Source organism: Streptomyces showdoensis, from assembly GCF_039535475.1.
Taxonomy (GTDB): domain Bacteria; phylum Actinomycetota; class Actinomycetes; order Streptomycetales; family Streptomycetaceae; genus Streptomyces; species Streptomyces showdoensis.
In genome coordinates this window covers 359,379-374,186 of the sequence record NZ_BAAAXG010000002.1, presented here as the reverse complement: position 1 = coordinate 374,186, position 14,808 = coordinate 359,379, and the positions used below count along the sequence as shown (strand labels likewise).

Genomic DNA, 14,808 nt, shown 5'->3' with positions numbered 1-14,808 from the left:
GCTGGACGGATCGCCGCGGCCGGGGCAGCATCGGGGCATGATCGACGGAATCGAGTACACCTCCGCCCGGTGAGCGCCCCGGCCGAGCGCCGAGCGCTCACCTTCCGGCACGCCCCGCCGTCCCGGCGCTCCCTCCACTCCTACGTCCGCGACAGGCTCGACGCCGAGCCGGACGGGCGCCTCCCCGAAGGCGGCTACGAGCCCCCGGACGACGCCGTCCCCCCGCGCACTCCCCCGCCCGAGGGCGCCACCCTGCGGTACCACGAGGCCTTCACCGCCGTCCAGGAAGCCGTGGGACCGCTCCTCGCCCCGCCCGGCACCGGCCACGTCGCCGCCGCCCGAGCGATCCGGCGCCGACTGGACCGACTGCCCGTCACCAGCCGGATGATGGTCTCCGCCGTCGCCGAACTGCCCCTGCCCGACGAGCCCGCCGCACGCGCGCTCGGCCGCCATCTGGTCCGCACGGGCCACGACCTGACCTCCGTCCGCGTCGGCCTCGCGCTGCTCGCGCGGCTCGGGGAGCCCGCGGACGTCCCGTACGTGCGGGACCTGGGCCTGCTGCGCGGGCTCACCCGGCCCGCGGTGCTCGCGCTGGAGCGGCTCGACCCGCGGGCCGCCGCCCTGCTCCGGCTCGCCTGCCGGACCCAGGGCCCCGTGACGGCGGAACTCGTGGCCGCGCTGGGCTCCGGCGACGCCCGCGCAGCCGCGGCCGCGGTGATCGCCGAGCCGCTGGGCCTCACGGACGCGGGTCCGGGGCGGGCCCGCCTCATCGCCGAGGCCGCCGACCTGGCCGGACTCCTGCGCCGCGACCGCACCGACCCCCGGCTGCTCCTCCAGGCGGGGCGGCTGCTCGTCCGGATGGCCGACCCACGCGCCGACCGCTCCGAGATCCTCCACCACCGGGACGCCGCGGAGGTGTACGAGGCCGTCGTGCGGCGGAGCTGCGGGCTGCCCCCGACGGTCGAGCGCGCGGCGGTGCTGCTCTCGCTCGCCCTGGACCTGGACAGCGGCCCCTCCCACCTCCTCCCCTGGCGGGAAGGACAGCGCGAGCAACTCCTGGACGCGCTCGGGGCGCTGCTCACCTCGCCCGGGTGGGCCGCCCTCCCGGACCGGGCCGACGCCGCGGCGCCGCCCGGGGCCCGGCACCGGGCGGCGTGGCTGCGCGACGCGACGGGGCGCCTGTTCGCCGCACGGCCCGCGCCGCCCCGGCTGCGCATCGAGGTGGTCGCGGCCGATCCCGTCGAACGGAGGCCGGTCGAGACCCGCTTCCTGATCGACGGACGGCCGCTCGTGCCCGAGGCGTTCGGGCGGGGCCCGGGCCACGCGCCCGAGCACCTGCTCGACTCGGGCGACCTGGTCGCGACCGGAGAGCCCCGGGAGGTGCGGCTCGCGGAGGCCTGGTGCACCGAGGGCTGCTGCGGGGCGCTCCACGTGACCGTGGTCCGGGAGGGCGACGAGGTGGTGTGGCGCGACTGGCGGCGCCCGGACCGCCTGCCCGGCGGCGCGGTCCCGCCGCCGCTGCCCGCGTACCGCTTCGACGCCGCCGCGTACGACGCCGAGCTCGCCCGCGCGGTCCGCGAGGACGGCTGGTCGTGGCCGGCCCGGGAGACGGCACGGCTGCTCGCCGCGGGGCTGCGCCGGGACCCGGAGCTGCCGGCCCGCTGGGGCGCGCGGCTGCTCCGCGTGGGGCTCGACACGCGCGACCCGTACACGACGGCGCTGTGGTTCCGCTCCGCGCCCGGGAGCCCGGCCGGGGCGGCGGACGGGCGGGACGAGCCGCCCCCCTTCGTCTGGCGGCTCCCGGACGACGGCACCGACCCGCGCGAACGGGCCGCGGCGGCGCTGCGGCGGCTCGCCGAGCAGGACCCCCGGGAGTACGCCGAGCGCCGAGGGGGCGGTCACTGAACCGCGGCGTCCCCCGCCCCGGCCCCCATATCTGAAAGACCGTCAGCAAAGCGGTGTCACGGCTCTGGGAACCTCGCATCCCCGGCGCTACCCTCCGCGCATGATTCCGACGGTGGTGTGGGGAACCGGAAATGTCGGGCGGGCGGCCATCCGTGCCGTCGTGGCCCATCCGGAGCTCGAACTCTCGGCCGTCCTCGTCGCCAACCCGGACAAGGTCGGCCGTGACGCCGGCCGGCTCGCCGGGCTCGGGCACGACCTGGGCGTCACGGCCCGGGACGACGTCGAGGCGGTCCTCGCGCAGGCACCGGGCGCCGTGGTGTACGCGGCCTCCGGTGACATGCGCCCCGACGAGGCGCTCGCCGATGTCGTACGGGCGGTGCGGGCGGGCGCGGTGGTCGTGACGCCCGCGCTGTACCCGCTGTACGACCAGCGGGGGGCACCCGACGAGTTCCGCGATCCGGTCCTGGCGGCGGTGAAGGAGGGCGGCGGCTCGCTGTTCGCCTCCGGCGTCGACCCGGGCTGGGGCAACGACGTGCTGCCGCTGCTGGTCAGCGGGCTCGGCAGCACGGTGGAGGCGATCCGCTGCCAGGAGATCTTCGACTACTCGACGTACGAGCAGGAGGAGTCCGTCCGCTACCTCGTCGGCATGGGACAGCCCATGGACTACGAGCCGCCGATGCTGTTGCCCTCGGTGCCCACGATGGTGTGGGGCGGCCAGCTGCGGCTGATGGCCCGCGCGCTCGGGGTCGAGCTCGACGAGATCCGCGAGACGCTCCAACGGCGCCCCCTGGAGGCGACGGTGCGCACCCGGACGATGGGCGAGTTCGCGGCCGGCACCCAGGGCGCGGTGCGCTTCGAGGTGCAGGGGATCGTCGACGGCGAACCGCGGCTGGTGATCGAGCACGTGACCCGGATCCACCCGGACTGCGCGCCGGACTGGCCGGTGCCGCCGGACGGTTCGGGGGCGCACCGGGTGATCGTCGAGGGCCGGCCGCGGATCGAGGTCACGGTCGAGGCGACGGACGAGGGCGAGAACCGGTCCGCGGGCGGGAACGCCACCGCCGTGGGCCGGCTGGTGGGGGCGATCGACTGGCTCGTGGCGGCCGAGCCGGGTCTGTACGACGCACTGGACGTGCCGCTGAGGCCGGCGGTCGGGAAGCTGGGAAGGAGAGTGCGGTGATCATCGACATCCCCGAGGGGCAGGAGCCGATCGGGTACGTGTGGGGCGACATGGTGCCCGGGATCGGGATGGCGGCGGCGAACTTCTCGCTGTCGGTGTACGCCCATACGACGCTCGGGCTGCGCGAGTTCGAGGCGGCGCGGCTGCGGATCGCGCAGATCAACGGGTGCCGGTTCTGTCTGGACTGGCGGACCGACCGGGACGGGGAGAAGGTCGAGGACGACTTCCCCGAGGCGGTGCTGGCCTGGCGGACGACGGACGCCTTCGACGAGCGCACCCGGCTCGCCGCGGAGTACGCGGAGCGGTACGCGCTGGACCACCACCAGCTGGACGAGGAGTTCTGGGAGCGGATGACCGGGGCGTACAGCCAGGTGGAGATCGTCGAGCTGACGATGAGCCTGGGCTCGTGGCTGGCCTTCGGCCGGCTCAACCGGGTGCTGGGCCTCGACACGGTCTGCGTGCTGCCGACCCACTGAACGCCGAGGGGGCCGGCCGGGCACTGCGCCCGGCCGGCCCCCTCGCGTCCGGCCCCGTCACAGGTCGGTGGCGATGATCTTCTCGATGTTGCGTTCGGCGAGCGCGGTGATGGTGACGAAGGGGTTGACGGTGGTGCTCCCCGGGATGAGCGCGCCGTCGATGACGTACAGGCCGTCGTAGCCGCGGAGACGGCCGTGGTTGTCGGTGGCCTCGCCGAGGACGGCGCCGCCGAGCGGGTGGTACGTCAGGTGGTCGCCCCAGATCTTGTACGCGCCGAAGAGGTCGGTCCGGTAGATCGTCCCCTCCTTGGCGTTGATCTTGTCGAAGATGGTCTTCGCCGCGTCGATGGAGGTCTGCTTCCAGGCCCGGTCCCAGTTGAGGTCGACGCGACCGGTGGCCGCGTTCCAGCTGAACTCGGCGCGGTGCGGGGTCTTGGTGATGGAGAGGTAGAACGAGGCGTAGGTCTCGATCCCGGTGGGCAGGGGCGCGACCTCGGCGAAGGCGCCGCCGGCGTCCCAGTTGTCGATGCCGGCCGTGGGCATCGAGGACTGGAGCTTCCCCGTGGCGTCCCACATGTGGTTGGCGCGGCCGCACATGACGTTGCCGTTGTCGCCCCAGTTCTTGCCGATCCGGTCGTTCAGGGCGGGCAGGGCGCCGGTCGCCTTGAGCTTGGTGAGCAGCTTGCTGGTGCCGACGCTGCCGGCGGCGAAGAACACCCGGTCGGCGGTGACGGTCTTGGTCTCGACGGTGGCGCCGGAGTTGTCGAGCCGGTCCATGACGACGGTGTAGCCGCCGCCGGCCGCGGGGGTCACGGTGGTGACCTTGTGCAGCGGGGAGATGCAGACCCGGCCGGTCTCGGCGGCCCGGGCCAGATAGGACTTCTGGAGGCTCTTCTTGCCGTGGTTGTTGCCGTAGATGACCTCGCCGGTCAGCGCCGACTTGGGGACGGTGCCGATGGCCTCCTGCTTCATGTAGTCCCAGTCGTAGACGTTGGGCACGAACACGAAGGGGAAGCCGGAGCGTTCGGCGTGCTTGCGGCCGACACGCGCGTACTGGTAGCAGTCGGCGCTCTCCCACCACGACCGGTCCACCTCGGTCACGCCGAGTCCGGCGTTGGCGCGCGGGTAGTAGGTGCCGTACATCTCGGCCGGGTCGACGGTGGGGAGGATGCCCGGGAAGAGCTCCCGGCGCGGGGTGACGGCCATGCCGCCGTTGACGAGCGAGCCGCCGCCGACGCCGCGGCCCTGGTAGACGGTGATGCCGGCGAAGTCCTCGGCGTCCAGGATGCCGGTGTAACAGGGCACGTCCTTGTCGAGCGGGAAGCCCAGGAAGTTGCTGAGGGGCTGCTTGGTGCGGGTGCGCAGCCAGAAGGAACGGTAGTCCGGCTTGGTGGTGTTGGCGAAGATGTTTCCGTCGGGTCCGGCCGTGTCCCAGGCCATCCCCATTTCGACCATGTGGACGTCGACCCCGGCGAGCGCGAGTCTCAGCGCGGCGACGGAACCGCCGTATCCGGTGCCGACGACGAGGACGGGAACGCGGGCGCCGGACGGGATGGACGTGGTCGCGGACGCGACCTCGGCGGCGCTGGCCGGTGTGGCGGCACTCGCGGCGGCGACCTGCCCGGCGAGGGCGAGACCACCGAGAATGGAACCGGTTCCACTGACGAACCGGCGCCGGGAGATGCCTCCGGAAGGGGAGGCCGGAACGGTTGTATCACTCACGTGATGTTCCTCACTCTGGAGCGAATGGGAACACGTTCTACTGGCGCTTTCTTGGGAAGTCACGAGAAACCGCCGGGTAACTTACGGCCGGAAACCGCCTCCATGATCACGGTCCGGTAAAGAACCGCACCCCGCCGCACCGAACGCGAGTACGGGGCTGATACATCTTCACTTCTGGTCGACGCTCTGCCGCCTGTACGGGCGCGGGGACCGCACCGGGGGGATTTCACGCATATCGGGCCGCCGCGTCAGCGCGCCGCGCCCGGAGAACCGCCTTGCCATCTCTCCTTCCCGGGCTGCTCCCTGCCCGCGCGGCCGCGCGGCGCGGATCGTGAAAGGGAGCGTGTGCATGGGCCGAACCGCCCGTGAGAAGGCATTCAGATGGGGTGCGGCCGCGGTGGCCGCCCTGGCCGTCGCCACGGCCGTCGTCCCGGCCACCGCCGTCGCGGCGCCGGTCGCGGACGACCCGGGCCCGCAGCGGGTCGGCGGCGCGCCGAAGGTCCCGCAGGGCGCCGTCCGCACGGCCGACCCGGCCCCCGGCAAGTCGCTCGAACTGAGCGTCGTCCTGGAGCCCCGCGACCCGGCCGCGCTCAAGCGCTTCGTCGCCGAGGTCTCGACGCCCGGATCCCCGCGCTACCGCCAGTACCTCGGTACGGGCGAGTTCGCGAAGGTCTTCGGAGCCGAGCCGGCGACGGTCGAGCGCGTGCGCGCCGAGCTGGAGGCGAAGGGCCTGACCGTCGGCGCGCTGGAGGCCGACGGCCTCACGCTGCCGGTGACGACGACCGTCGCCGGGGCGGGCAAGGCGTTCAGCACCGAGTTCGACGGCTACCGCCTGACGGACGGCACGACCGGCCTGGTCAACACCACCGCGCCCGCCCTCGACGGCCGGGTCGCGGACGAGGTGCGCACGGTCGTCGGTCTGAGCACGCTGGGCGCGTACAAGCCGCTGCACACCGGCGCGAAGGGCAAGCCCCGCAAGAAGTCCGCCGAAACCGCCGACACCGCCCAGACGGGCCCCCAGCCGCGCCTGACCGGGACGACCCCGGCCATGTGCGGCGACGTCTCGACGCTCTTCGCGACGGCGGTCGGCAACATCCCGGCGCAGTACGACACCAAGGACTACTGGGCACCGCGCTCGCTGGCCGCGCAGTACAACATGGCGAACCAGCCGAACGTGCAGAGCGGCAGCACCATCGCCGTCTACTCGCTGGAGAACTACGACCCGCGCGACAACGCCGAGTTCCAGCGCTGCTTCCGCACCAAGGTGCCGGTCACGCCGGTCCGGGTCAACGGCGGCCCGAGCGGCGCCGCCACCGGCGGTGTCGGCCTGGAGACGGCGCTGGACGTCCAGACCATCATCGGTCAGGCGCCCCAGTCCAAGATCCTCGTCTACCAGGGCAAGAACACCTGGAACGACGGGACGGCCGTCTACCGCCAGATCGTCAACGAGAACCGCGCCAAGGTCGTCTCGGTGAGCTGGGGCCTGTGCGAGCTGAACACGCCGACCTCGGCTCAGGACGCCGAGAACCTGATCTTCCAGCAGGCCGCCGCCCAGGGCCAGACGATCGTCGTCGCCTCCGGCGACAGCGGATCGACCGGTTGCTTCGTCCCGGACGACAACGGCAACCCGACCTCGGGCGTGCCGAACCAGAACCAGCTCGCGGTCGACTTCCCGTCCTCCTCGCCGTACGTCCTGAGCGTCGGCGGCACCACGATGCGGGACTCGATCACCAAGCAGACCACCTGGGTCGGCTCGGGCGGTGGCGTCTCCCGCCGCTACACCGTCCCCGCCGACGGCTTCCAGTCCGGTGTCACCGGCGCGGGCTACACCAACGCCTGCAACACGGCGTCGGGCACCTGCCGTCAGGTCCCCGACGTGGCCGGTCTCGCCGACTACTACACGGGCTACCCGGTCGCCTACGGCGCCGGCCAGTACTGGAACATCATCGGCGGCACCAGCGGCGCCGCCCCGGTGTGGGCCGCGCTCATCGGCCAGGCCAACCAGGACCTCGCCTGCCAGGCCAACGGTGCCGTCGGCTACGTCCACCCGGCGCTCTACAAGCTGCCGTCGAGCGCTTTCAAGGACGTCACCACCGGCCACAACAACGTGACCCAGTCGGGTAACTACAGCGGCCTGTACAAGGCCGGCGCCGGCTACGACCTCGCCACCGGCCTCGGCGCGCCGAACGGGCGCGAGATCGTGGCCGGCCTGTGCAAGGCCGTCGCGCCCTCCCCGGCCGCCACGTTCAACGCGCTGACCCCGGCCCGTGTCCTCGACACGCGCTACGGGATCGGCCGCGCCGGCACCACGCCGGTCGCCGCGAACGGCACGGTCAAGCTGAAGGTGGCCGGCGTGGCCGGCGTCCCGGCGACCGGCGTGACCTCCGTGGTCATGAACGTCACCGCCGTCTCGCCCACCGCGCCCGGCTTCCTCATCGCGTACCCGAGCGGCACCACCCGCCCGTCCTCGTCGAACATGAACTGGCTGAAGGGCCAGATCGTCCCGAACCTGGTGACCGTCCCGGTCGGCAAGGACGGCACGGTCTCCCTGTTCAACTCCGGCAGCGGCACGACGCACTTCATCGCGGACGTCTCGGGCTACTTCTCCACCGCGACCGGCGGCGGCACCTACCTGCCGACAGGCCCGGCCCGCATCCTCGACACCCGCTACGGCATCGGCCGCACCGGCAACACGCCGGTCGACGGCAAGGGCACCGTCTCCCTGACGGTCGCGGGCAGCGGCGGCGTCCCCGCCACCGGCGCCACCGCGGTGGTGCTCAACGTGACGGCGACCGCGCCGAAGTCGACCGGTCACCTCATCGCGTACCCGGGCGGCGCGACCCGTCCGACCGCGTCCAACATCAACTGGCTGACCGGCCAGACCCGGCCGAACATGGTCGTCCTGCCGATCGGCCCGGACGGCACGGTGAACCTGTACAACGCCGGCCTCGGCTCCGTGCACTTCATCGCGGACGTCTTCGGCTACTACACGGCCGGCGCGGAGGGTGCCTCCTTCCACTCGGCCGGTCCGGCGCGTCTCCTCGACACCCGGTACGCCCTGGGCGCGGCCTCGGCCACCCCGATGAAGGGCGGCGTCACCCAGGTCCTGAACCTGAACGACGGCCACACCCTCGCGAACGCCAAGGCGGTCGTGCTCAACGTCACCGTCACGGCCCCCACCTCGGGCGGCTTCCTGACGGTCTGGCCGGACGGCACCGCGCTGCCCAACGCGTCCAACATCAACTGGACCGCCGGTCAGACGGTGGCCAACCTGGTGACCGTTCCCGTCGTCAACGGAAAGATCGACTTCCGTCCGAACGCCGGAAACGTGCACGTCATCGCCGACCTCTTCGGCTACTACTCCTGATCCCGGGAGCCCTCGGGCCCCGTCCCCCGCGTGCGAGCGCGGAGGGCGGGGCCCTTCCCGTTCCCGGAGAGCGCCGCCACCAGCACGCCCACGAGCACCGCCCAGGCCAGGGCGCCGGGACCGGCGGCCCGCCAGCCCGGCCCGGCGAGCAGCAGGGCCGCCACGAGGCCCGCGGACAGCGCGCGCCGGTCCCGGGTGAAGGCGAGGGCGCGGCGGGCGGTGCCGGGGTTGCGCAGCTCCAGCACGGCCAGCCGGCAGACCAGGGCCGCGGCGGCCACCGCCGCCGTCAGGAACATCAGGGTCACGTCCGCCTCCGAGCCGCCCGCGCCGCGTCCGTCGTACGACCCCATGGTCCCCCGGAAGGCGGCGGCCCGCGCCCCGTCAGGCCGCCAGGAAGGCCTCGATGGCGTCGGCGAGGGCCTTCGGGGCCTCCTCGGGGGCGTAGTGACCGGCGTCGGGCAGCACCTCCAGCCGGGCGTTGGGGTACCAGCGCAGCCAGGTGGCCTCCATCGCCTCCTTGCCGAGCGCCGGGTCGTGGGCGCCGACGACGAGCAGGACGGGCGCCGGGTTGTCGCGGACCCGCTCGTGGAAGTCGGTGCGGGACCAGGAGTCGAGGTAGGCGCGGAAGGCGGTCGCCGAGGAGCGCCGCACGGAACGGTCGACCAGGCCGCCGAGCCACTCGTCGCCGTAGCGGCCGCCGGTGGTGTTGTCGATGATCGCCCGGCGGTTGCCGTGGTTCTCGGCGGCCCCGGCGAAGAGCTCCCAGGTCTCCGGGTCGAGCGGGAAGCCGGCCGCGGAGACCGGGGAGATCCCGATGATCGAGCGCACCCGTCCGGGCGCGTCGAGCAGCATCAGCTGGGCCGCCTTGCCGCCCATGGAGTGGCCGATGACGGAGAAGGAGTCCCAGCCGAGGTCGTCGGCGACCGCGAGGGCGTCCGCCGCGACCTCCTCCATCGTGTACGTACCGTCGGCGTCGATCGCCTCCCCGTAACCGCGGCAGTCGAGGAAGGCGTAGGAGCCGGTGCCGTCGTCCAGCTCGGCCCGCAGCGGGGCGAAGCTGGTGCGGTCGCCGAACCAGTTGTGCAGCACGAGCGCGCGGTGCGGACCGCTGCCGTGTACGTCGTACGGAAGAACCCGGCCGGTCATCAGGCCCCCTGGTCACGAGGTGGTGGGGCTGCGCGCCCGCCGCGGCAGCCGAGGACCGAGTGTGGCGAGCCCCGGTGAACGGGGTCAATGGGTCCGGCGGGCGGTTCACACGTTCGTACCTCCGGATGCGTGGGCCGTCCGGGCCGGAGCATCCTTGCTGTGTGACGTCGTACGGCGCGGCCGGTCCCGCCCCGTCGGCCGAGTCCGGCCCCCCGTCCCGGGGTGCCGGCGTCGACGGGCCGGTGCCCGACGCCCTGGCGCTGGTCCTCACGGAGGCGGCGCTGCGGGCGGTGGAGGCGGTCGGGGGGTACGCCGGCGGGGTCTACCTGCAGTCGGGGACGCCGGGGCTGCTGCGGCTCGCGATGCTGGCGGGACTGCCGGGGCCGCTGTTCCGCCCGTGGTGGCGGATGCATGTGAACCGGCCCTTCCCGGTGGCGGAGGCCCACCGCTCCGGGCAGCCCGTGCACCTGGGGGACGTGGAGGAGGCCATGCGGCTCTTCCCGCAGCTGGTGGCGAGCCTGCCCTTCCCCTTCGCCTCGATGTACGCGCCGGTCGTCGGCGGCCGGGAGCGGTACGGCGTCCTGGTGGTGCTGCGGGCGCCGACACCGGGCGTGCCGGTGGCCGCCAGGGACCGGGGCCGGATCCTCCACGAGGCGCGGCGGCTGGGGGCGGACCTGGCGGCCCTCGACGCGGAGGGGACGAAGGTGGAGTGGCGCGGGGAGCCGGTCTGCGTGCAGCTGCCGACCCGGACCTCGCCGCCGGTGCGGATCGGCTACTTCGACTGGAACCTGGACACCGGGACGGTCACGGCCGACACGGGGCTGCGGGCCATCCTGGGCGAGACCACCCCGTTCCCCTGGACCGTCGACCGGCTGACCTCCCGCCTCATGCCCGAGGACTCCTACGCGCTCTGGGCGCTGGCCCGGCAGGCGGCCGGTTCGGGCGGCCCGGCGGCGCGCAGGATCCGGCTGAAGGGCCCGGACGGCGGACTGCACCTGCTGGAGGTGACCGCCCGCCCGGTGGAGGGCGGCACCGGCGGGAAGATCCTGACCGGCTCGCTGGTCGACCTGGGAACCGGGCTCGTCGGTTCGGACGCGACCGACCGGCTGCCCCGCGCGATCCTGGCCATCGACCGCCTCGGCCGGATCACCTACCTGAACGACCGCACGGAGGCCCTGCTCGGCATGCCGCGCCACGCCCTGGCCGGGCGGCCGCTGTGGGAGGCCCTGCCCTGGTTCTCGCACCCGTACCACGAGGAGCAGCTGCGCGGGGCGCTGCTCTCGGACCAGGCGACGCACTTCCTGGCCCACCCGGGGCACGGCGAATGGCTGTCGGTCTCGCTCTACCCGGGGCACGACGGGGTGACGATGGTCCTGGTCCCGGAGAGCGATCCGGCGCACCGCCCGGCGGGCGCCGAGGTGGACGAGGACGCCGACGGGCTCGCGTCCCCCGAGGGGCGGGCGGAGGCCCTCTACCGTCCGGTGGCGCTGGCCATCGCGCTGTCGGAGGCGGTGACGGCCCGCCAGGTGTCGGCGGTGGTCACAGAGGAGCTGCTGCCGGCCTTCGGCGGCCGGCAGCTGGCGATCTACCTGCTGAGCGAGCGCCACCTCTACCTGGCCTGGGAGACGGGCTTCCCACCGGGGTTCCTGGAGCCCTTCGACGGCGTGCGGCTGGACGCGCGGATGCCCGGGGTGGAGACGCTGACGACGGGCCGCCCGCTGTTCTTCGAGTCGATGTCGCAGCTGGGCGCCGCCTATCCGGGGCTGCCGCTGGACGCGCACTCGGGTGCCCGGGCCTTCCTGCCGCTGATCGCCTCGGGACGGCCGGTGGGTTCGTGCATCCTCGGCTTCGACCGGCCCCGGGGTTTCACCGCCGAGGAGCGGACGGTGCTCACGGCCCTGGCGGGGCTGATCGCCCAGGCCCTCGAACGGGCCCAGCGCTACGACTCGGAGTCGGCGCTCGCCCGGGGGCTGCAGGACGCCCTGCTCCCCCACCGGCTGCCGGTGCACGAGGGCGTGGACACCGTCGGCCGCTACCTCCCGGGCACCGAGGGCATGGACGTGGGCGGCGACTGGTACGACGTGATCGAGACGGGCCACGGGCTGCTGGCCCTGGTCATCGGCGACGTGCAGGGCCACGGGGTGGCCGCCGCCGCCACGATGGGGCAGCTGCGCAGCGCGGTACGGGCGTTCGCCCTGGGCGGCCACCGGCCGCAGGACGTGGTGCGGGGCACCAACCGGCTCCTCATCGACCTGGACCCGGGCCAGTTCGCGAGCTGCTGCTACGTGGTGCTCGACGCGGAGACCGGCGCGATGCAGGCGGTGCGGGCCGGTCATCCGCAGCCGCTGCTGCGGCGGGCCGACGGCACCACCTCGGTGGTGGAGCTCGCGGGCGGTGTGGTGCTCGGAGTGGACAGCACCGCCACCTATCCCGTGACGCGGCTGCGCCTCGACCCGGGCGAGGTCCTGGCGCTGTTCACGGACGGCCTGGTGGAGCGCCCGGGCACCGACATCGACGAGGGCATCGAGCGCCTGCGCCGCACCTTCGCCTCGACGGGCACGGCCCCGCTCGCGGACACGGCCGACCGCCTGATCCGCGAGGCCCGCCAGTCCGCGGACCGGCCGGACGACATCGCCCTGCTCCTGGCGGCCCGCTGGGGGACCCACGGGCACGGGCACGACGGCTGACGGCTCGAAGGCGGCCGTCACCCGGTCGGGCGTGCGGCGCTGGTCGTGCGGGCCCCGCGCGGGGAGGCTGGGCGCACCGGGGGAAGCGTGCCAGGCCGTCCGAGGAGGACATGTGCAGCAGGACAAGCAGCCGGAGTACGGGCCCGTGGTCTTCCGGGACCGTTCCGCCGGGTTCGCCTTTCTGACCCGTTCCACCGCGAGCAGCGACCAGACCATCGAGTGGGACGACGGCAACACGTACCCCGTGGTGGACGTCGAGATCTCCTCCGAGAGCCACCCGTTCTACACGGGCAAGGCGCGGACCGTGGACAGCGAGGGCCGGATCGCGAAGTTCGAGCGCCGCTACGGCGACGAGAGCTGAACTCCAGCCGGAGAACCGGTCGGAGTACCGGTCGGAGAACCGGCCGGCTGAAGTGGCCGGAGGATGGCCACTTCACCTTCCAGGATGAGTCTCAGGACCGCGGCGGGGCCTCCCCGCTCCGCCCGGTCGGCTCGTGTCACCCTTCGGAAGGAACAGATCATGATCGTCGTCACCGGAGCCACCGGGAACGTCGGCCGCGCGCTGGTGGAGGCGCTGGCCGCCGCGGGAGAGGACGTCACGGCGGTGAGCCGGCGCACTCCCGAGGGCCCGCTGCCGGCCGGGGTGCGGCACCGGACGGCCGACCTGGGGCGCCCGGAGGAGCTGGAGGCCGCGTTCGACGGCGCCGAGGCGGTGTACCTGCTGATCGCCGGGGTCGGCCAGGAGCTGCGTCCGCACGCGATCGTGGCCGCGGCGGTGGCCGCGGGCGTGCGCAGGATCGTCCTGCAGTCCTCGCAGCTCCTCGGCACCCGCCCGGAGTCGGAGTCGCACGGTCCGCTGCGGGAGTTCGAGGCGGCGGTGCGCGGGTCCGGCCTGGAGTGGACCGTCCTGCGTCCCTCCGGCTTCGCCTCCAACGCCTTCCTGTGGGCCGAGCCGGTGCGGACCTCGCGCACCGTCGCCGCGCCCTTCGCCGACGTGGCCCTGCCGGTCGTCGACCCTGCCGACATCGCCGACGTGGCCGCGGCCGCGCTGCGCTCCGGCTCCCACCACGGGCGTACGTACGTGCTGACGGGTCCGGCGGCCGTCACCCCGCGCGAACAGGCGGCGGCGCTGGCGGGCGCGGTGGGCGAGCCGGTGCGGTTCGTGGAGCGGTCGCGGGCGGAGGCGCGCGCGGAGCTGGTGCGGTTCCTGCCGGCGGTGGCCGTGGACGGGATGCTGGCCGTCATGGGCGAGCCGCACGCCGAGGAGCGGCGGGTGAGCCCGGACGTGGAGCGGGTGCTCGGCCGCCCCGGGCGCCCGTTCTCAGCCTGGGCGGAGCGGAACGCCTTCGCCTTCGCGTGAGGCCGTCGCCGGTGGGGAGCCGGGAGCCGTCGCGGGGAGGCGGCACCCATGGGGCCGCTGTCTCGGGGCGTCGGCATCGGAGCGTCGGCATCGGGCCGTTGTCAGTGGTGCCTCGTAGGGTGATCGGTGCCGGTGGGGAGCCGGTTCGGCGAGGCGGGACGAGAGGCGAGGGGCCATGCGGGAGCTGTTTCTGACGGAGGCGCGGGGGGCACGTGCGCTGGATCGACCTGCCCGGCGACGGTCCGGCGCGGGTCTTCGTCCACGGCCTCGGGTGCACGGGCGGCTCCGACTTCGCGCACATCGCCGCCCATCCGGCGCTCGCCGGCCGCCGCTCCCTCCTGGTGGACCTGCTGGGGTACGGGCTGAGCGACCGGCCGGACGCCTTCGACTACCGCATGGAGTCGCAGGCGGCGGCCGTCGCCCGGATCCTCGACCACGAGGGGCTGACCGGCGTCGAGCTGGTCGGGCACTCGATGGGCGGAGCCGTCGCCGTCCATCTGGCCGCGTCCCGCCCGGACCTGGTGGACCGTCTGGTGGTGGCCGAGCCCAACCTGTACCCGGGCGGGGGCGCGTTCTCCTCCCCCGTCGCCGCGCAGGACGAGGAGTCCTTCGTCCGCGAGGGCTTCGCCGCGATGGTGGCGGCGACGGACCGGGCGGACTACGCGGCACGGCTCCGGCTGGCGGACCCGCGCGCCGTGCACCGAAGCGCGGTGGCGCTGGTGGAGAGTTCGGTCCCGGCGCCGGGCGAGCTGCTCGCCGCTCTCCCGCGCCCCAAGGCCTACCTGGTGGGCGAGCTCAGCCTGCCGGACGCCGACGCCGAGCGGGTCGCGGGCCTGGGCATACCCGTGATCGAGGTCCCGGCGGCGGGTCACAACATGATGATCGACAACCCGGACGGCTTCGCCCGGGCCCTGGCGCGGGCCCTCGCCCTCGGTCACGGTCTCGGCTGAGAGACCCCGGCCGAG

General features: G+C 74.1%; 11 protein-coding genes. 8 read left to right on the top strand and 3 right to left on the bottom strand.

The annotated features are described in order from the left end of the window. The first annotated feature begins 69 nt into the window (after positions 1-69). The 3 genes from ABD981_RS01725 (at position 70) to ABD981_RS01715 (ending at position 3,561) form a co-directional block, all read left to right on the top strand. On the top strand, positions 70-1,905 hold the full coding sequence (locus tag ABD981_RS01725) for a hypothetical protein (protein ID WP_240495367.1): 1,836 nt from the start codon (positions 70-72) through the stop codon (positions 1,903-1,905). Positions 1,906-2,005: 100 nt separating this feature from the next. Continuing rightward, positions 2,006-3,085 (top strand): NAD(P)H-dependent amine dehydrogenase family protein, encoded by a 1,080-nt coding sequence (locus tag ABD981_RS01720; RefSeq protein ID WP_046910054.1) that lies wholly within the window; start codon positions 2,006-2,008, stop codon positions 3,083-3,085. Next, the gene (locus ABD981_RS01715; protein WP_046910053.1) at positions 3,082-3,561 is read left to right on the top strand and encodes a carboxymuconolactone decarboxylase family protein; all 480 of its coding nucleotides are present in this window, start codon (positions 3,082-3,084) and stop codon (positions 3,559-3,561) included. Before ABD981_RS01720 ends, ABD981_RS01715 begins: the two co-directional genes overlap by 4 nt. A 57-nt stretch (positions 3,562-3,618) precedes the next feature. Here ABD981_RS01715 and ABD981_RS01710 read toward each other — a convergent pair whose 3' ends face one another. Beyond that, positions 3,619-5,283, bottom strand: coding sequence for a GMC oxidoreductase (locus tag ABD981_RS01710; protein WP_046910052.1), 1,665 nt, complete (start codon positions 5,281-5,283; stop codon positions 3,619-3,621). 349 nt (positions 5,284-5,632) lie between these two features. Here ABD981_RS01710 and ABD981_RS01705 point away from each other — a divergent pair, with 349 nt between their 5' ends. Further along, complete coding sequence (locus tag ABD981_RS01705; RefSeq protein WP_131723911.1) at positions 5,633-8,650, top strand: protease pro-enzyme activation domain-containing protein; 3,018 nt, start codon at positions 5,633-5,635, stop codon at positions 8,648-8,650. On the opposite strand, the gene ABD981_RS01700 is transcribed toward ABD981_RS01705, so the two are convergent. Continuing rightward, positions 8,641-9,000 carry a hypothetical protein gene (locus ABD981_RS01700; protein WP_205628251.1) on the bottom strand — a complete coding sequence of 120 codons (360 nt, stop codon included), beginning with the start codon at positions 8,998-9,000 and terminating at the stop codon, positions 8,641-8,643. The genes ABD981_RS01705 and ABD981_RS01700 overlap by 10 nt on opposite strands. A 31-nt stretch (positions 9,001-9,031) precedes the next feature. Then, positions 9,032-9,796 carry an alpha/beta fold hydrolase gene (locus ABD981_RS01695; RefSeq protein WP_046910051.1) on the bottom strand — a complete coding sequence of 255 codons (765 nt, stop codon included), beginning with the start codon at positions 9,794-9,796 and terminating at the stop codon, positions 9,032-9,034. A 161-nt stretch (positions 9,797-9,957) separates the two neighbouring features. Between ABD981_RS01695 and ABD981_RS01690 the strand changes: the two genes are divergently transcribed. The 4 genes from ABD981_RS01690 to ABD981_RS01675 all read left to right on the top strand — a co-directional run bounded on the left by ABD981_RS01690 (position 9,958) and on the right by ABD981_RS01675 (position 14,793). After that, positions 9,958-12,483, top strand: coding sequence for a SpoIIE family protein phosphatase (locus ABD981_RS01690; protein WP_046910050.1), 2,526 nt, complete (start codon positions 9,958-9,960; stop codon positions 12,481-12,483). Positions 12,484-12,595: 112 nt separating this feature from the next. Next, complete coding sequence (locus tag ABD981_RS01685; protein ID WP_046910049.1) at positions 12,596-12,844, top strand: type B 50S ribosomal protein L31; 249 nt, start codon at positions 12,596-12,598, stop codon at positions 12,842-12,844. A gap of 159 nt (positions 12,845-13,003) precedes the next feature. Continuing rightward, positions 13,004-13,843 (top strand): NAD(P)H-binding protein, encoded by an 840-nt coding sequence (locus tag ABD981_RS01680; protein ID WP_046910048.1) that lies wholly within the window; start codon positions 13,004-13,006, stop codon positions 13,841-13,843. Positions 13,844-14,055: 212 nt separating this feature from the next. Further along, positions 14,056-14,793 carry an alpha/beta fold hydrolase gene (locus ABD981_RS01675; protein ID WP_345527509.1) on the top strand — a complete coding sequence of 246 codons (738 nt, stop codon included), beginning with the start codon at positions 14,056-14,058 and terminating at the stop codon, positions 14,791-14,793. The last annotated feature ends 15 nt before the right edge of the window (positions 14,794-14,808 follow it).